The following is an 18,036-nucleotide window of genomic DNA, read 5'->3' as shown; positions in this document are numbered from 1 at the left end:
CCGAACAGGCCTGGGGGGTACCAGCCATGACGGACCGCCGGACCCGTATGCGGCGCACGATGGTCGAACGCGAGGCCGAACTCGCCACCGTCGACGAGGCCCTGGACCAGCTCACCGGTCCCGGGCCGGACGCCGGCGGCGCGCTGCTCGCCTTCTCCGGCCCGGCCGGACTCGGCAAGACCACCCTGCTCGCCGAACTCCGCCGCCGCGCGCACGCCCGCTCCTGCACCGTGCTCGCCGCCCGCGGCGGGGAGCAGGAGCAGAGCCAGCCCTTCCACGTCGCCCGCCAACTGATCCAGCCCCAGCTGGCCGGCACCTCCGAGCAGGAACTGCGCGCGGCCCTCGGGGGCTGGTACTCCATCGTCGGACCGGCCCTCGGGCTGTGCGCCCCCGAACAGGGCGCCCCGCCCGACCCCCAGGGCCTGCGCGACGGACTCGACTGGGTCCTCACCCACCTCGTCGTCAAGCGCGCCCCCGTCACCCTCGTCCTCGACGACGCCCACTGGGCCGACCCCGAGTCCCTCGGCTGGCTCGCCGCCTTCGCCCCGCGCGCCGAACACCTCCCGCTGCTCCTCGTCGTCGCCTACCGGCCCGACGAACTGCCCGCGGACGCGGCGGCTTTCCGTACGCTGCCCGGCCGGGCGGGACAGCGCCCGCTGCCCCTCGCGCCGCTCACCCCGGCCGCCGTCGCCGCCCTCGTCCGCGAATGGCTCGGCGACCACGCCGACGACGCCTTCTGCCAGGAGGCCTGGGCCGTCACCACCGGCAATCCCTTCGAGGCCGTCGAACTCGCCGCCAAGGTCCGCGACAAGGGACTGACCCCGGTCGAGGCGAACGCCCCGCTGCTGAGCGACCTCGTCGCCGCCCAGCGCGGCAGCGGCCTCGCCGCCCGCCTCGAACGCCTAGGCCCCTCCACCGTCCGCTTCGCCTGGGCCTGCGCCGTCCTCGGCACCGCGATCCCGCAGGACCTCGCCGCCCGGGTCGCCGCCCTCGGCACCGAGGAGGCCGTGGACGCCACCGGGCGGCTGCGCGACGCGCGGATCCTGTCCGCCGCGACGGACGAGCGCGACGCGGGGCTGGAGTTCGTCCACCCGCTCATCGCCACCGGCATCTACCGCGCCATCCCCGACGCGCTCCGCGTCGCCCTGCACGGCAAGGCCGCCGCGGCCGTCGTCGACGCCGGACTCGGCTCCTCCGCCGCCGCCCGCCACCTGCTGGAGACCCACCCCGAGAACGACCCCTGGGTGGTGCGCGTCCTGCGCGAGGCCGCCGGCGAGAACCTCCGCGCCGGCGCCCCCGACGCCGCCCGCCGCCAGCTCGCCCGCGCGCTGCGCGAGCCCCCGGACTTCGACGAGCGCGCGGCCGTGCTGTACGAACTCGGCTGCGCCTCCCTGCTCACCGAGCCCGCCAACACCGTCAACCACCTGCGGGCCGCTCTCGCCGAGCCCTTCGACGACCCGGCGCTGCGCCAGGGCATCGTCATCCGGCTGGCCCAGGTGCTCGCCCACAGCGACCGCCTCGCCGAGGCCTCGGAATCCCTCGCGCGGGAGATCCCGAACACCCAGGACGTCCGCGCCCGACTGCGCCTGCAGTCGGAGCAGTTCATGTGGGACGCCTTCAACGCCGCCGAGACCGACTCCCCGGCCCGCTCGCGGCGCCTCGCCCGGCTCGCCGACCGGCTGACCGGCCGGGACCTCACCGAGCGGTACGTCATCGCGTTGCGGGCCTGGGACGCCTGCCTGCGGGGAGAGCCGGTGGACGTGGTGCTGCACCACGCCGGACGGGTGCTGGAGCGGCCCTTCAGCTGGGCCCACGAGGACCGCGGCTTCGAGGTCCCGGTCCTGGTCGCGATGGCCCACATGTACGCCGACCGGCCGGGACGGGCGGAGGAGCTGTTCGAGGCGGGCACCGCCGAGTTCGAGCGGCAGGGCTGGCGCGGGGCGCACCTGTCCTTCGCGTACAGCCTGCGCGCCTACATCCGCTACCGGCGCGGGCGGCTCGCCGAGGCCGAGGAGCTGGCACGCGCCGGGCTGCGGCTGGCCGAACGCGTGGGCCGGCGCACCCCCGTGCACTGGTACGCCATAGCCATCCTCCTCACCACGCTGCTCGCGCGGGGCCGGGTCGACGAGGCCTGGGAGCTGGCACGGGAGCACGAGTACGGCAGGCCCTTCCCGGCGGCCGTGGTCTTCCCCGACTCCCAGACCGTCTACGCCGAACTGCTGTTGGCCCGCGGCCAGGTACGGGCGGCCGTCGCCGAACTGGAGGAGGTCGACCAGCGGTTGACCCCGCGCGGCATCCAGAACCCGGCGTGGTGCCCGTGGCAGCTGCACCTGGCCCGGGCCCTCGCCGCGGACGATCCGGACCGGGCGCGTGCCCTGGCCGGCGATGCCGTCCGGCGGGCCCGCGCCTTCGGTGCCCCTTCGGGCATCGGCCAGGCCCTGCGGGTGGCGGCCGAGGTCGCGGCGCCGGAGGACCGGGCCGGACTGCTGGAAGAGGCGGTCGCCCTGCTCGCGCGGTCACCGGCGGGCTATGAACTGGCCCGCGCCCTGGCGGCGCTGGGCACCGAGCTGCGGGACGCGGACCTGCTGGCACGGGCGGTGGTGACGGCCCGGGAATGCGGGGCCGACGGGCTGGTGGCCCGGGCGAGCGACGTCCTGCTCGGGCTGGGCGGCATCCTGCCGTGCGGGCCGGACGCGAAGGCCGCGAAGGCCGCGAAGGCCGGGGAGGCCGGGGAGGCCGGCGAGGACGGGCCCGCGCAGGGCGGGCTCACGCGGGACGGGCTCGCGGAGGAGGAGCTCCGGGCGGCGCGGCGGGCGGCGGGCGCGTCCGTCCCGGACGGCTCCGGCCGCCCCGGACAGGGCCCGGAATGGGCCCTGTCCGCGGCGTGCCGCAAGCTCGGCACCGACCTCCCGGGCCTGCCGGCCGCCCTGAAGGCCTACGCACCGTAGGCCTCCGGGGCACGCGTCAGTTCTTGGCGTACACGCCGAACAGGTCGATGATCAGGTCGGTGCGCTCCCAGCCCCGGTTCCAGAAGTCGACGATGTCGTTCTTGCCGGCGCTCGCCTGGACCAGGTTCGAGACGGTCTCGCCCTTCGTCCAGTTCAGGTTGGAGGAGTTCGGCGGGGTCGGCCGGACCGCCTTGCTCTGGCCGTACGCCTCCCGGGTGTTCGGGTCCGGGGCGACCGTGAGGTGGCCGCTGCCCTCCGTGTTGGTGACGGTGGCGTTCATCACCGCACCCGCAAGGGTGACGCTGGGCTCGAACAGCGTCTGGTAGCGGTAGTCCTGGCCGTCGACCGGCCAGAAGAACTTCCGCGAGTCGTGCAGGCGCTCCGGCGCGAGCGGCAGGTAGGCGGCCTTGCCGTCGGCGCTGTAGTAGCCGGTCACGTCCACGATCACATCGGTCGGGCTCCAGGAGCCGTTGCGTATGTTGATCTTGCCGTCCGGGCCCACCGGCACGATCACCGAGTTGGCGACCGTCTGGCCGGCGGTGAAGTTCACGTTCGAGGTGATCGGAGCCTGCTGCCCGCTCGGGAAGACGGTCAGGTGGCCGGAGTCCTTCGGGGCGGTGATCGTGACGTTGAGGGCGACGGCCGTGATGCCCGCGGCCGGCAGCTCGCCCTGGCCCGCGACCTGGACGCCGAAGGAGCCCTGCCCGGCGACCTGGCCCTTGGCGGCGCCCTTGCCGTCCCGGGTGTCGACGAGACGGAACGGGTCCATGGGGGTGTAGCCGCTGGAGGCGGAGCGGGCGAAGTAACCCGTGACGTCCGCGATCAGGTTCACCGAGCCGGCGCTGCGGTTGACCAGTTCGACGTAGCCGTCCGCGCCGACCGGCACGATCGCCAGGTTCGGGACGGACCGCCCCGCGGTGAAGTTGACGTTCGACGTGGTCGGCTGCTCGGTGCCGGACGCGTAGGCGGCGACGTGCCCGTCGGCGGCGGCGCCGGTCGCGGTGATGTTGAGGGCCACGGCGGTCACCCCCTCGGGGATGCCGCTGTTGCCGCCGACCTTCACCCGAGTCGTCCCGTACGGGGCGACGGGCCGGGACGACGAGGTTCCGGTGCCGTCCCGGGTGTCCAGCAGCCGGGTGGGCGCGTGCGGGGTGAAGTCGGAGCCCGCCACGACGATGTCGACGCTGTTGGTGACGGCCTCCTTGGTCCCCAGATCGGTCGCCGTGACCGTGATCTTGTGGGTACCGACCTTGGCGTACGTGTGCTTGAAGCGCAGGAACTCGTCCGTGAGGGAGTGCTCGGGGTCGGTCGTGTGACCGTCACCCCAGTCGACGACCACCCGGAACACCTCGGTCTTCTCGCTCGAGACCCAGGTGGAGAGGTCCATGGTGCGCGCACCGGATCCGGTGGTGACCAGACCGACGTAGTGGTCGGCGGCCGCGGCCGGCGCGCCCTCGGCGGCCGACGCGGTGGCAGGAGCCGTGCGGACGGACCGCTCGGGCGGGCTGCTGAAGGTGGCGGTCTTCGTCGCCTCCTGCACGGCTGCCGCGAGCTTCTTGCCCGCGTCCTGTGTGTGGCTCGCGGCCGGCTCGGCCGCGTGGGCCGCGCTCGGTACGACGAGACCGACGGCTGCCGCGACGACGGCGGCGGAGATCATGACGCGGTGACGGTACACCGGCCCCCCAGTGTTGTTGAACCTGTTCAGATGGTCATGATCAGATTACATGGCCGTCCGATTTCCATCGCATTGGCTCGTACGTACCGGCCGGCGTGTCGCGCCGGAGGGGTTCGCCCGGAGCGCAAGGCGGGAGACTCCGCCGTCCCGTGGGCAGGGTCAACCGTATGGATCACAGTGAACGCATCTCCCACTTCCGGAACGAGGCGTCGGCATTCGAGAAGGCCGTCCGCCGCGCCCTCGACCTCGGCGAGCCGGTGCCGACGGTCCCCTCGTGCCCGGGCTGGACGGTCTCCGACCTCGTCGCCCACCTGGGGGGCGTGCACCGCTACCTGGCACACGTCCTACGGGAGCGGCTCGCGGTCCCGCCGGACCCCGGCGGCCTCGACCTCCCGCAGGTCCCGGCCGCCCCGGAGGAGCTGACGGAGTGGTTCGCGCAGGGCGCCCGGGAGCTGGCGGAGCTGCTCCGGGAGCTGGGGCCGGACACCCCGGTGTGGACCTGGTCGGCCGAGCAGACCTCGGGATTCTGGCTGCGGATGCAGCTGATCGAGCTGGCCGTCCACCGCTGGGACGCGCAGTCCGCGACGGGGACTCCCGGCCCGCTCGACCCGGCCGTCGCGGCGGACGCCGTCACCCAGACGTGCGAGGTGATGGCCCCGGCCCGCCGTTCGTGGAAGGCGGCCCCCGCCGGAACGGGGGAGCGGTACCGCTTCCGGAGTACCGACGGACCGGAAACCTGGACGGTCGTCTTCGCGGCGGACGAGGTCCTGCTGGAGTGCAGCCGCGCCCGCGAGCCCGGCCCGACCGTCCCGGCGGACGTCGAGGCCGCCGGGACCGCCTCGGACCTCGCCCTCTTCCTCTGGGGACGGCTGCCCGCCACCGCCCTGCGGGTCACGGGTGGTGACGCCGCCCTGCTCCGGCACTGGTTCACCCTGGTTCCCCCGGTCTGACCGGCCGGTCCGGCGCGCCCGGCCCGGGCGGCGTCGGGATCAGGGCCCCCGGGCCGGAAAACCCGTGCGGCCACGTACCATGGCGGCATGTCCTTCCTCCGCCGCCACCGCGCCGCCACACCCGCCGGCCCGGACTTCGACGTCCTGGCCATGGACCCGGGGGACTGGCCGGGCAATCTCGGGGCCGGGCTGCTGCCCGCGCCCGACGGCAGCTGCCAGGGTGTCTTCCTCCGCTACGACCTGTTCGGCGGACGCGGCCCCGCGATGATCATCGGAAACCTCCCCGAGGGTTCCCCGGCCCGGGAGCTCTCCGACGGCGAGGTCCCCTTCGAGGTGGCCCAGCTCCTCGACGCCCTGGAGAACGACGAGGACGTCGAGGTCACCGGTGTCGAGGACTGCCCCGTCATGCAGGGCGACAACCTCCTCATCGTCCGGAAGATCAAGCTGTCGGAGTCCCGCATCTCCTGCGTCCAGTTCGACCGCAGCGACAACGTGCTGGTGACCATCGCCAGCTGGGACCGTCCGATCACCGATGACCTTTACGCCCTCCTGAAGCCGCTCCCCGCCGAGCTCTTCCAGCAGGGCTAGGTCTTTCGCTCGCGCTGAGCCCGGGACGTCACGCGTCCGCGATGTCGTTCGCCGCGACGTAGCCGAACGTCATCGCGGGCCCGATCGTCGACCCGGCCCCCGCGTAGCTGTGGCCCATCACCGCCGCGCTCGCGTTGCCCGCCGCGTACAGGCCCCGGATCACCGAGCCGTCCGGCCGCAGCGCCCGGGCCCGCGCGTCCGTCACGATGCCGCCCTTGGTCCCGAGGTCCCCCGGCACGATCTTGAACGCGTAGAACGGCGGGGCCCAGATCGGCGCCAGGCACGAGTTCGGGTGCACGTTCGGGTCCGTGTAGTAGTGGTCGTACGCCGTGTCGCCCCGGTGGAAGTCGGAGTCGCTGCCGCTCCACGCCTGCGCGTTGAACCGGCCCAGCGTCGCCCGCAGCGCGCCCGCCGGAACCCCGATCTGGCCGGCCAGCGCGTCCCACGTCCACGCCTTCTTCGCCGCGCCCGCCTGGTACCAGGCATCGGGGAAGGCGAGCGTCGGCAGGATGTCCTTGAACAGGTACCTGTTGCGGTAGTTCTGATCCACGATCAGCCACGCCGGTATGTGCGAACCGGTGGCGCCCCGGTCCTTCTCGTACATCACGTGCACCACATCGCTGTACGGCGCCGCCTCGTTGACGAACCGCGCCCCGTTCGCGTTCACGATCAGCCCGCCCGGCAGGGTCCGTTCGGCGAGGCAGAAGTACGGCTCCCCGGGCAGCGGGATCGACGGCCCCCACCACGCGTCCTCCATCAGGGCCAGCGCCGCCCCGGCCCGCTTGCCCGCCCGGATCCCGTCGCCGGTGTTCTCCTTCGCGCCCACCGACCACTGCGTGCCGATCGGCTGCTGCTGGTACTGCGCCCGCATCGTCGCGTTGTGCTCGAAGCCGCCCGAGCCGACGATCACCCCGCGCCGGGCCCGTACGGTCCCCCGTACGCCCTCCTTCTCCACCACCACGCCGGTGACCGCGCCGCCCTCCTGGACCAGGTCGACCAGCGGGCTGTTCAGCCACACCGGGACCCCGGCCCGCTGGAGCCCCGCGCGCAGCCCGGCCGCCAGCGACTGGCCCATCGTCAGCGGCTTCTCCCCGCGCAGCGCCGCCTTCGTGCCGCGCGCCAGGCACTCGGTGGACACCGCGAGCCCCTTGGCGCTCACCGCCGCCAGGTTCAGCCACTTGTAGTCCTGGCTGAAGACCACCATGCCGGCCGGGACGGGCATGTACGCCGGGTTCAGGCGGGCCAGTTCGGCGCCGAGGATGTTGCCGTCGAGCTGGTCCGGCTCGATGGACCGGCCGTTCGGGAGGCCGCCCGGCAGATCGGGGTAGTAATCGCTGTACCCCTCCATGAACCGGAACCTGAGCGGGCTGTTGGCCATCACGAAGTCCAGCATCCGCGGACCGTTGGAGAGGAAGGCGGCCTGGCGGTCGGCCGGCACCTCCGGCCCGACCACGGCCGCGAGGTACGTCGCCGCCTTCTGCGGCGTGTCCGGCACCCCGGCGCCCAGGATCACGGAGTTGTTCGGCAGCCAGATCCCGGCCCCGGAACGGGCGGCCGAACCGCCGAAGGTGGGCGCCTTCTCGACGACCAGCACGCTCAGCCCCCGCTTGGCGGCGGTGAGTGCGGCGGTCATCCCGGCGGCCCCGGACCCGACCACGACGACGTCGAACTCGCCGAGCGGGGGGCCGTCCTGGGCGGCGGCCCGCGCCGCGGCGGAGGGCAGGACGGTGGCGGCGAGCACCCCGGCACCCGTACCGGCGAGGACCGTACGTCTCGACGGGAGGGTCTCGGGGGAGGTGCGTGAAGCGCTTGCGGACATGGGCAGGCTCCAGCGGTGTGGGGAAGACGGGGATCGGCTCCAGCACGTCTGATGCTGAGTCAGAAAAGGTCTTCGGGGGATCATGTGATGTCAAGTCATCCGGCGTCCGAGCACAAGACCGACACCTCAACCCTCCCCCTGCATCCGGGCGTCCAGTTCCCTCACGTGCCGCTTCAGGGCCACGGTGCGGTAGCTCTCCTCCACCCACTCGCACAGCACCTGCGCGGAGGGCGCCCCCTTCTCCGCCAGCGGGACGGACACCCAGCCGGAGCGGCCCAGACCGTATCCGGTGGGCTCCGCTCCCGGCGCCGCCATCGCGTGCCCGTGCAGTGCCTCGTCCTTGAGCTTGACGGACAGGCCCGGCTGCCCCGGCCCGTCGGTGTTGCCCAGGAAGACGAAGATCTTCTTGTTCACCTTCACCACGCAGTCCTCAGGACCCCACGGATGATCCTCCACGGCCTCCGGAAGGCCGAGGGCGAACTCCCGCACCGCCTCCCACTTGCGCACTCCGGACTTCATCAGCGCCTCCCGTCGATGGTCTCCCCACGCTAACGGAGCCCGACGGGACATCCGGGGCGCGACCGCACCGCGCGGCCGGGAGAGCCGCCCGCGCCTTCCCCGGGCGTCTGCGCACCCGCGAACGAGCGAAGTCCCGTGGCGGTGGGGGCCACGGGACTTCGCGTACATGGGGCGCCCGGGCCGTCCGGCCCATCGGGCGGATCAGCGCGTGCCGACCGCCGCGCGGACCGCTCGGCGCGCCATCCCGGCGTCGTCGTGCAGGCGGCGGAGCAGCAGCCGCTGCTCCTCACCCGAGGAGAGGGAGCCCGCCGGCAGCGGCTGGGTCGGGGCGGTCGCCAGCATCGAGCGCTGCACCGCCGTCTCGGACATCCGGATCTCCCGGGTCAGCACCAGCATCAGATTGACCAGGAAGGCGTCCCGCGCGGCCGGACCCGCCGACTGCGCGAGCCGGCTGATCTGGGCGCGGGCGGCCGGGGCGTCGCCCAGGACCGTCCACAGCGTGGCCAGGTCGTACCCCGGCAGGTACCAGCCCGCGTGCTCCCAGTCGAGCAGCACCGGACCGGCCGGGGACAGCAGCAGGTTCGACAGCAGCGCGTCACCGTGGTTGAACTGCAGCGCCGTGCCCGACAGCTTCACGCCGTGCAACAGCTTCTGCAGGTCGCCGAGGTCCCGGTCGGTCAGCAGCCCCAACTCGTAGTCGCGGGCGATCCGCCGCGCGTAGTTCATCGGGGTGCCGAACAGCTCGGCCGGCGGCCGCCACTGGTTGACCCGGCACACCGCGCCCAGGGCCGCCCGCAGGTCCACCCGCGGCGGCGGCTCCACCGGGTGCCGCTGCAGGGCCGCGACCCGGCCCGCCATCCGCTCCACCACCAGCGTGCAGTTCTCGGGGTCGGCGGCGATCAGCCGCGGCACCCGGACCGGCGGGCGGTGCCGGACGAACGTCCGGTATGCCGCTATTTCGTGCCGGTAGCGCTCGCGCCACTCCGGCGAGTGGTCCAGTAAAACCTTCGCGACGGCGGTCATCCGCCCTGTGGTGCCGACCAGGAGGACCGAGCGGCCGCTGCGCCGCAGCACCTGCACCGGCGCGAACTCCGGACAGATCCTCTGCACCGAGGCGAGTGCGGTGCGCAGTTGCGCCCCCTGCGGCCCCGAGAGATCGATTCTGCCGCTGACGGGCTGTGAGCCGGTACCCGGCATGCGCCGCGCCCGGACGGTGCCCTGCACCGGTGCCGACGGGCGGCCGGGTTCGAGGTAGGGGCCGCCGCCCGCCGGGAGCGTGCGGTGCGGCCGGACCGGTGCGGACACGGAGGACGTTGCTGCGTACATGGTGATACGGATCCCTTCGTGCGCCGACGAGTTGCGTACGCCGCCCCGCCGGATCCCGTGCTTCACCCTGGGGAGTTCCACCGGTGACCGGGGCGGGGAGGCGCATTCCTACCTGACACCCGGCGCAAGGTGGCGAACCATCGGGCGTGCCCTGGCGAAGCCTGGCGAATAGTCGCTGGGCATCTGACGGGGGGCTACTGTCAACTCAGCCGAGAACCTGGGGGCTTGACGTGAGCAAAGGTCCAAACACCCGCTTGAACGACCTGTTCGGCCTGGCCGGCTGGTCGAAGGGCGAACTGGCGAGGATGGTCAATCGGCAGGCGGCGGCCATGGGCCACCCCCAGCTGGCCACCGACACCTCGCGGGTGCGGCGCTGGATCGACATGGGGGAGACCCCGCGCGAACCGGTGCCCACGGTACTGGCAGCACTGTTCACCGAGCGGCTCGGTCGTGTCGTGACCATCGAGGACCTCGGGTTCGTACGGCAGCGGCGCACCTCCAGACGGCAGCCGGAAGGGGCTCGTGAGAACCCCGACGGGATGCCGTGGGCGCCCGAACGCACAGCCGCGGTCCTCACCGAATTCACGGGAATGGACCTCATGCTCAACCGTCGCGGTCTGATGGGCGCGGGCGCCGTGCTCACCGCCGGCTCCGCCCTCAGCAACGCCATGTACGACTGGCTGCACACCGACCCCGCCCGCGCGAAGGAGGCGCGGCACTTCGGGGAGGCCTTCCAGGTCGATCCCGCGGGATACGACCGCTACGAGGCGGCCCCCATCGGCTCCCAGGAGATCGAGGCCCTGGAGCGCTCCGTCGAGGTGTTCCGCGCCTGGGACGCCTCCAGAGGCGGTGGACTCCAGCGCAAGGCCGTCGTCGGCCAGCTCAACGAGGTGGGCGGGATGCTCGCCTACCACCACCCCGACCACCTCCAGCGGCGGCTCTGGGGGGTGGCGGCCAACCTGGCGGTGCTCGCGGGCTGGATGTCCCACGACGTGGGCCTGGAGCCCACGGCGCAGAAGTACTTCGTCATCGCGGCGCACGCGGCCCGCGAAGGGGGCGACCGGCCGCGCGCCGGCGAGGCGCTGTCCCGCGCCGCCCGTCAGATGGTCCACCTGGGCAAGCCGAACGAGGCCCTGGACCTGATGAAGCTCGCCCAGTCGGGTTCGGGAGAGCAGACCCTGCCGCGCACCCGCGCCATGCTGCACACCATCGAGGCCTGGGCGCAGGCCGCCATGGGCAAGGGCCAGGCGATGCGCCGCACCCTGGGCGAGGCGGAGGAGCTGTTCGTCTCCGACAAGGGCGACGTACCGCCGCCGAGCTGGATGCAGCACTTCGACGAGGCCGACCTGCACGGCATGCAGGCCCTCGCCTACCGCACCCTCGCCGACCACGACGCCTCGGCGGCTCCGATCGCCGCGCGCCACGCCCGCGAGGCCCTGCGGCTGCGCGGCGAGGGCTACCAGCGCTCGCAGATCTTCGACTACATCTCCATGGCCTCGGCCTGCTTCATCGCCGACGAGCCGGAACAGGCCGACCGCTACGCGCGCCTCGCCCTGGTCTCGATGAACGAGACCTCCTCGCACCGGACCTGGGACCGGCTGCGCGAGATGTACCGGCTCACCGCCCAGTACTCCGGCTATGCGCGCATCGAGGACCTGCGCCAGGAGATCAAGCTGGCCCTCCCGGACAGCCCGGCGCCGCGCGCCACGGGGGTGTAGTCCCACGCCGGCCCCCGTCCGCCCGAGTGCCCCGAGTGCCCCCACACCGTGTACGTGTACGGAGACGAGAAAGGCCGCGCCTTCCGGCGCGGCCCCTGAATCCGTCGGCTGACCCGTGGGCGAACCCGTGGGCCCTGAAGCCCGTACGGTTCGCGCCCGTTACCCGCCCACCCGGGCCACGAGCACGCAGGCGTCGTCCTCCCGCTCGCTCTCGCCGAACTCCTCGATGACGAGCCGTACGCAGTCCTGCGCCGACCGCGCCGCCGAGAACCGCGGCGCGAGCGCCAGGAGCCGCTCGGTGCCGTCGGCCCGGCTGAACTCGATGCTGCGCGGGGTCAGTCCGTCCGTGTGCAGCACCAACAGGTCGCCGACTTCGAGCCGTTCCTCGGCCTGCCCGTACGAGGCTCCGGAGGTCGCGCCCAGCAGGACGCCCTCCGGCGGCAGCAGGGACCGGCCCGACCCGCGGCGGAACAGCAACGGTGCCGGGTGGCCCGCCTGCGCCCAGGACAGCACCCGGCGCGCGGGGTCGTAGCGGCAGCACACGGCCGAGCCGAGCGCCGGCTGCACGGAGGTCTCCAGGAGCTGGTTGAGCCAGCCCATCAGCGGTCCGGGGTCGATCCCCGCCATGGCCATCCCGCGCAGGGCGCCCAGCATCATCGCCATCCCGGAGGTGGCGGTCACCCCGTGCCCGGTCAGGTCACCGACCGTCAGCATCGGTCGTCCGTCGGGGAGTTCGAGCGCGTCGTACCAGTCGCCGCCGATCAGCGCGCTGGTCGCCGACGGCAGGTAGTGGGCGGCCACGTCCAGCGTGCCCGCGCTGCTGTGCGGGAACCGCAGGGAGCCGCGCCACGGGGGGAGCACGGCTTCCTGCAGCTCGACCGCCAGCCGGTGCTCGGTCTGCGCGATCTCCCGCTGGCGCTGCAGCGAGTCACGGGACTCGCGCACCGCACGCTGGCTCCGGCGCAGTTCACTCACGTCCCGGAGCACGGCCCACATGGAGGCCGTGCAGCCGTCGGAGTCGAGTACCGGCTCGCCCCTCATGTGCAGCGTCCGGACGCGGCCGTCGGCCCGGACGATGCGGAACTCGCCGTCGATCGGTTTGCCGTCCACCAGGCAGGCGGTGACCCACGCGGTGAGCAGCGGCTGGTCCTCGGAGAACAGGGTGGAGCCCAGTTCGTCGAGGGGGGGCGCACCGGCTTCGGGCGAGCGTCCGAAGATCTGGAACAGCTCGTCGGACCAGCTGACTTCGTCCGTCAGCAGGTTCCACTCGGCGCTGCCGACGCGGGTCTGGGCCTCGGGTCCGACCTCGGGCGCCGCCTGGGGGAGCTCGATGGTCTCGGGCACCGGCGGCAGGCCCTCTTTGAGCTGGCCGAGGTGCTCGCGGAGGTCGTCGAGGTGGTGGACGGCGAGATCGCACAGTGCGCGCTGCCAGCGGCCCTGGGCGTCGTCGTCGTCCACGACGGTGTCGCGGCGGACCGCGTCCACTTCTCCCCGCAGCCGCCGGGTCTGAGAGATCAGCGCGTCCACCGACCCCGGCTCTGGCGGCTGCGCGGAACGGTCCGCGAACAGGTGGGACGGCATGAGAACTCCGATACAGGCGCGGCACGGCCAAGTCTGAAGGAAGGACCGGTAACGACTGTTGCACAGGGCGCGACGGTGTGTAAGGCGTTTGGCAACATCCGCAACGTTCTTGCTTCCGGCATATGTCATAGGCCTTCCGGCGGCTGTTTCGTGTGCGAACGAATCCGGTCAGTGCCCTTCGGCGGGGCGGGACCGGCACCTGCCGGTGGGGGCCGGAGCGGGGTGGCGGCGGCGGCCGGAAACCGGCCCTCCGCCGGCCGCCGCTCGATCGTACGGCCGAGGTGTGCGAGCCCGGCCGACCGCCGTACTCGTACCGGGCCCGGATCAACGAGCCTCACCGGGATACCCCCGAACGGAGGACCCCCTGCCGCGAGTCGATGCGGAGCCCAGGCTTCCCACCGCACCGGCGGGTCGCTACCCTACGTGCCGGTAATGAACCGGGGGAGGTCCGCGCGGGCGGGCCCGCACAGCGTGGGGACACAACGAACATGAGCGGGTACGACCACGCCGCCGGGCAGGACCGCGCCACGCGTCAGGACGACACCGCCGGGCAGAACCGTCCCGCCGGGCAGAGCCGCCGGTCCTTCCTCACCTACCTGGTGGCCGCGCCGACCCTCGCCCTCGTCACCCGCGCCGGCGCCGACGCGCTCGCCCCGCAGCCCGCCCACGCCGTGGTGCCGTCGCTGCCCGCCATCGCCGACGTGATCGACCTCGGCGACCTGTTCATCCTGGCCGGGGCGCCCACCTCCGCCCTGCTGGCGCTCGCCGTGGAGGCGGACGGCACCATCCGCTTCCGGCTGCCGCGCGAGGAGGTCGGCCAGGGCCTCACCACCGCGGTCGCCATGCTGGTCGCGGAGGAACTCGACGCGCCCCTGGCCGACGTACGCGTGGAGTTGGACGACGCGCGGCCCGAGCTGCTCTTCAACCAGCTCACCGGATCCTCCAACTCGATCCGCTCCCTCTACGGGCCCGTCCGCCAGTGCGCCGCCACCGCCCGGGCCCGTCTCGTCGCGGCCGCCGCCCGCCGCTGGGGCCTCTCCGCGGCGTCACTGACCACGGCGAACGGCGCCGTCCGCGCCTCCGACGGCCGTACCGCCGACTACGGTTCCCTCGCCGCGGCCGCCGCCGACCCCGGCTTGATCGTCCTCGGCGCCGCCCCCAAGAAGACGGCGAAGCACACGCTCGTGGGCAGGCCCACCAGCCGCGTCGACGCCCGCGCCATGGTCACCGGCGCCCAGCAGTACACCCTCGACCTCGACGTGCCCGGCGCCAAGCCCTGCGTGGTGCGCCGCCCGCCCACCCTCGGCGGCACCGTCCGCACCGTCACCAACCTCGCCGCCGTCCGGGCCATGCCCGGCGTCCTGCACGTGGTGACCGTCCCCACCGGGGTCGCCGTCGTCGCCGAGACCTTCGGGCAGGCGATCACCGCCAAGTCGGCCCTCCAGGTCACCTGGGGGCCCGGCCCCGCCGACCAGCTGTCCGACACCCAGATCCGCGCCAAGCTGCGCGCCGCCACCCCGCCGCTGCTGGTGCCGCCGCTCCTGACCCCGTACGTGGACGCCGAGTTCGACTTCGCCTTCGTCAGCCACGCCCCGATGGAGACCAACTCCGCCGTCGCCGACGTCCGCGACGACCGCGCCGAGATCTGGTCCGGCCTCAAGTCCCCGATCGTGGCCCGCGAGAGCATCGCCGCCGACCTCGGCCTGCCCCTGGACAAGGTGAAGGTGCACGTGGTCCAGGCCGGCGGCTCGTTCGGCCGGCGGCTCTTCTTCGACGCGGCCCTGGAGGCCGCCCGCATCTCCAAGGCCTGCCGCCGCCCGGTCAGGCTGATGTGGACCCGCGTGGACGACACCCGGCACGGCCGGATGCGCCCCGCCACCCACCACAAGATCCGGGCCACCCACCTGCTGGGCGAGGTCCTCAGCTTCGAGCACCGGGTCGCCGCCGCCGAGACCGACTTCCGGCACGGCCTCGGCGAGATCATCACCGCCACCGCGGCGAGCCTGCCGCTGGGGATCGGCAACGCCACCCTCGCCCAGACCCTGTTCCTGACCACGGTGAAGTCCCCGTACCACTTCGGGCTCACCACCCAGGCGCTCACCGAGGTGCCGACCGGCATCCCCACCGGATCCTGGCGCTCGGTGTACTCCGCCAACACGCGCGGCGCCGAGGAGATCGTGGTCGACGAACTCGCCGCGCGCACGGGCCGGGACCCCTACCGCTTCCGCCGCACCTTCCTGAAGACCGACGCCCAGCGAGCCGTACTCGACAAGGTGGCCACGGAAGGGGAGTGGGGGCGGCCGATGGAGGCGGGCCGCGCGCAGGGCATCGCCTTCCACGAGGAGTACAAGTCCCGCACCGCGTGCCTCGTCGAGATCGACACCCGGGACCCGGACCACGTCCGCGTCACCAAGGCGGTCATCGCCGTGGACGTGGGCCTGCCGGTCAACCCGCGCGGGCTGGAGGCCCAGATGATCGGCGGTCTCACCGACGCCATCTCCACCACCCTGCGCGCGGGCCTGCACCTGGACAAGGGGCTGCCGCTGGAAGGCAGTTACAGCCAGTTCCACTGGGCGCAGCAGCGGGACACCCCGCGCGACGTACGGGTCTTCGTGCTGCCGGCGACCGGTGAGGAGCCGGGCGGCGCGGGCGAGCTCGGCGTGCCCGCCGCCGTCGGCGCGATCGCCAACGCCTGGGCCCGGGCCACCGGTTCCAAGCCGCGCAGCTTCCCCCTCGACTTCGACGTCGACTTCACCCCCTACCCCCGCTAGCCCGCTTCCCCCGCCACTCCCTCACCCCCCTCGCCGGTCCCGGATCCAGGAGTACGCCGTGCCCTCGCACACCTTCACCGTCAACGGGCAGAGCGTCACCGTGGACGCGCCCGACGATCTGCCCCTGCTGTGGGTGCTCCGCGACATGCTGGGAGTCCGCGGCCCCAAGTACGGCTGCGGGGTGGACGTCTGCAAGGCCTGCACGAGCCACCTCGACGGCGCCGACGTCCGCCCGTGCGTGGTGCCCGTCTCCGCGTGCGCGGGCAAGTCCGTGACCACCATCGAGGGGCTGGCGAACGGGGACGACCTGCACCCGGTCCAGGAGGCCTGGCTCGAACAGGACGTCGCCCAGTGCGGCTTCTGTCAGCCCGGCCAGATCATGGCCGCCGTCGCCCTGCTCCGGCGCACGAGCGAGCCCACGGACGAGGACATCGACGCCATCGCCAACATCTGCCGCTGCGGCACGTACTTCCGCATCCGCGAGGCCATCCGCAGCGCGGCCGCCAAGATGTGAGCGGCGGCGGACCCCGGTCTTCCCCCGTGGATGCCGGGACCCGGCCGCTCCTGGCCAAACCTACGCGGCCCGGCGGCCGTTGGCAGGGTTCGCCGTGCCCAGTGACCGGGCGAGACGGGTATCACAGCGCACAGTGAGCGGTGGGTGGTTGAATGCGCGCGTGCCCCGGTCCGAGGACGTTCTCAAGCTGCACCGGCTCGCCCACGCCGGAGGATCGGCCGCGCTGCTGGAGTGGCTCTCCGCCCGCCTCGGCGGATGGACCGGGGGCGTGGACGCCGGGCGGGGCCCGGGACCGGAGACCGCCGTGCGGGGCGCCGCCGAGCTGAGCGCCCGCGGCGTACGGTCGGCCGTCCTGCACGCCCCCGGCTCCGCCACGCTGCTGTACGCGCTGGACGGCGGGCGCGCGCTGGCCGCCGTACTCGCACAGCCGCACCACCCCGACGCCGCCACCCTGCTCGCGGACGCCGCCGCACCGCTGGCGCTCGTCCTGCGCGCCGAGGAGGCCGCGCGGCGGGAGGAGCGGGCCGCGCGCGCCGAGTCGCGGGCCCGCGAGGCCGTGCTGCACCTGCTGATGAACGGGCGGCTCTCCACCGCCCACCAGATCGCCGAGGCGCTGGGGCCCGCGCTGCCCGAGCCGATGCGGATGTACGTCGTCGAATGCCGCAGCGGCCGGCGCGCCGAAGTGGCGCGGCTGTGCGAGGAGCTGACGGACGGCCGGGCCTGGATCGTGCGCTGCCCGGTCTACGTGCGCCACCTCATCGTGCTGGTCCCGGCCGGCCCGGCGGCGGTGTCCGCCGGCCACGACCCCCTCGCCGAGGCTCTGGTGGCGGTGGCCCCGGACTGCACGGTCGGGGTCAGCGGGGAGCTGCGCCTGCGCGAGGCCCCGGCCGCCTACCACCAGGCCTTCCACGCCCTGGCCGTGGCCCGGGAGCGGGGCGAGCGGCACGCCCGCTTCGGGCCCGGCCCCGAGCTGGTGCTCGCCGCGCACGAGGCCGGGGCCGGCTGGGCCGAGGCCCTGCTCGCGCCCCTGTACGCGTACGAGCCCCGGCGTCCCCAGGACCCCGGCGGACAGGAACTGCGCGCCACCGCCCACGCCTGGCTGAACTTCGCCTCGCACGCCACGCGGCTGCTGAAGATCCACCGCAACACCCTCGCCGCCAGGCTCCGGCTGGTCGAGGCGCTGCTCGGGCTGGACCTCGCGCGCCTCGGGGACCAGGCGGCGCTCTCGCTGGCGCTGCGGCTGACCCCGGGGGCGTGGCGGGGGAAGGCGGCGGCCGCCGCGGCCGCCCCCGGTCTCGACGCGGTGCTGCGCGATCCGCGCGTGACCGCCTGGGCCCGCGCCCAGCTGAGCGCGCTGAGCGGCCCGGACGCCCCGTCGGGCGCCCGGGCCACGGTCCGCACCTGGCTGGCGCACGACGCGCAACTCGCGGCGGCGGCCGCGGCGCTGGGCGTCTCCGTCCCGGGCGCCCGCAAGCGGCTGTCCCGTATCGAGGTGCTGCTGGAGCGCTCCCTGCTCCAGTCCCCGAGCGCCCGGCACGACCTGTGGCTGGCTCACCGGGCGGAGGAGCTCGCAGGGTGACACAAGCCGCAAAAGGGATGACCGGCGAAAAGGATCGACGATCATGCC

12 protein-coding genes are annotated in these 18,036 nt (G+C 73.7%); 7 read left to right on the top strand and 5 right to left on the bottom strand.

Annotation, left to right across the window (positions count from 1 at the left end; all coding sequences use genetic code 11):
- The first annotated feature begins 26 nt into the window (after positions 1-26).
- A complete protein-coding gene (locus AB0D29_RS17065; RefSeq protein ID WP_362854941.1) occupies positions 27-2,948 on the top strand; it encodes an AAA family ATPase in 2,922 nt (973 codons plus the stop codon).
- Positions 2,949-2,964: 16 nt separating this feature from the next.
- Here the strand turns inward: AB0D29_RS17065 and AB0D29_RS17060 are convergent, their stop codons facing one another.
- A complete protein-coding gene (locus AB0D29_RS17060) occupies positions 2,965-4,605 on the bottom strand; it encodes a hypothetical protein (protein ID WP_362854940.1) in 1,641 nt (546 codons plus the stop codon).
- Between the two features lie 185 nt (positions 4,606-4,790).
- On the opposite strand from AB0D29_RS17060, the gene AB0D29_RS17055 reads away from it, so the two are divergent.
- A complete protein-coding gene (locus tag AB0D29_RS17055) occupies positions 4,791-5,573 on the top strand; it encodes a maleylpyruvate isomerase family mycothiol-dependent enzyme (RefSeq protein WP_362854938.1) in 783 nt (260 codons plus the stop codon).
- Between the two features lie 87 nt (positions 5,574-5,660).
- The gene (locus tag AB0D29_RS17050; protein WP_030714404.1) at positions 5,661-6,161 is read left to right on the top strand and encodes a hypothetical protein; all 501 of its coding nucleotides are present in this window, start codon (positions 5,661-5,663) and stop codon (positions 6,159-6,161) included.
- Between the two features lie 28 nt (positions 6,162-6,189).
- Here AB0D29_RS17050 and kstD read toward each other — a convergent pair whose 3' ends face one another.
- The 3 genes from kstD to AB0D29_RS17035 all read right to left on the bottom strand — a co-directional run bounded on the left by kstD (position 6,190) and on the right by AB0D29_RS17035 (position 9,825).
- A complete protein-coding gene (gene kstD, locus AB0D29_RS17045) occupies positions 6,190-7,980 on the bottom strand; it encodes a 3-oxosteroid 1-dehydrogenase (protein WP_362854936.1) in 1,791 nt (596 codons plus the stop codon).
- A 126-nt stretch (positions 7,981-8,106) separates the two neighbouring features.
- A complete protein-coding gene (locus AB0D29_RS17040) occupies positions 8,107-8,499 on the bottom strand; it encodes an MmcQ/YjbR family DNA-binding protein (protein WP_362854935.1) in 393 nt (130 codons plus the stop codon).
- A 201-nt stretch (positions 8,500-8,700) separates the two neighbouring features.
- On the bottom strand, positions 8,701-9,825 hold the full coding sequence (locus tag AB0D29_RS17035; RefSeq protein ID WP_362854934.1) for an aminoglycoside phosphotransferase family protein: 1,125 nt from the start codon (positions 9,823-9,825) through the stop codon (positions 8,701-8,703).
- 230 nt (positions 9,826-10,055) lie between these two features.
- Between AB0D29_RS17035 and AB0D29_RS17030 the strand changes: the two genes are divergently transcribed.
- A complete protein-coding gene (locus AB0D29_RS17030) occupies positions 10,056-11,543 on the top strand; it encodes a hypothetical protein (RefSeq protein ID WP_362854932.1) in 1,488 nt (495 codons plus the stop codon).
- Between the two features lie 159 nt (positions 11,544-11,702).
- Here AB0D29_RS17030 and AB0D29_RS17025 read toward each other — a convergent pair whose 3' ends face one another.
- A complete protein-coding gene (locus AB0D29_RS17025) occupies positions 11,703-13,124 on the bottom strand; it encodes a SpoIIE family protein phosphatase (RefSeq protein WP_362854930.1) in 1,422 nt (473 codons plus the stop codon).
- Positions 13,125-13,612: 488 nt separating this feature from the next.
- Here AB0D29_RS17025 and AB0D29_RS17020 point away from each other — a divergent pair, with 488 nt between their 5' ends.
- The 3 genes from AB0D29_RS17020 to AB0D29_RS17010 all read left to right on the top strand — a co-directional run bounded on the left by AB0D29_RS17020 (position 13,613) and on the right by AB0D29_RS17010 (position 17,988).
- Positions 13,613-15,895 (top strand): molybdopterin cofactor-binding domain-containing protein, encoded by a 2,283-nt coding sequence (locus AB0D29_RS17020; protein WP_362854928.1) that lies wholly within the window; start codon positions 13,613-13,615, stop codon positions 15,893-15,895.
- Between the two features lie 58 nt (positions 15,896-15,953).
- Positions 15,954-16,409: a (2Fe-2S)-binding protein gene (locus AB0D29_RS17015; RefSeq protein WP_362854927.1), complete on the top strand. Its 456-nt coding sequence runs from the start codon at positions 15,954-15,956 to the stop codon at positions 16,407-16,409.
- Between the two features lie 160 nt (positions 16,410-16,569).
- Positions 16,570-17,988 (top strand): helix-turn-helix domain-containing protein, encoded by a 1,419-nt coding sequence (locus tag AB0D29_RS17010; protein WP_362854925.1) that lies wholly within the window; start codon positions 16,570-16,572, stop codon positions 17,986-17,988.
- The last annotated feature ends 48 nt before the right edge of the window (positions 17,989-18,036 follow it).

Origin of the sequence: Streptomyces sp. NPDC048424 (assembly GCF_040651555.1) — a bacterium.
Classification (GTDB): Bacteria; Actinomycetota; Actinomycetes; order Streptomycetales; family Streptomycetaceae; genus Streptomyces.
Note: the sequence above shows the minus strand (reverse complement) of the source record. Positions and strands in the feature narration are given on the sequence as shown.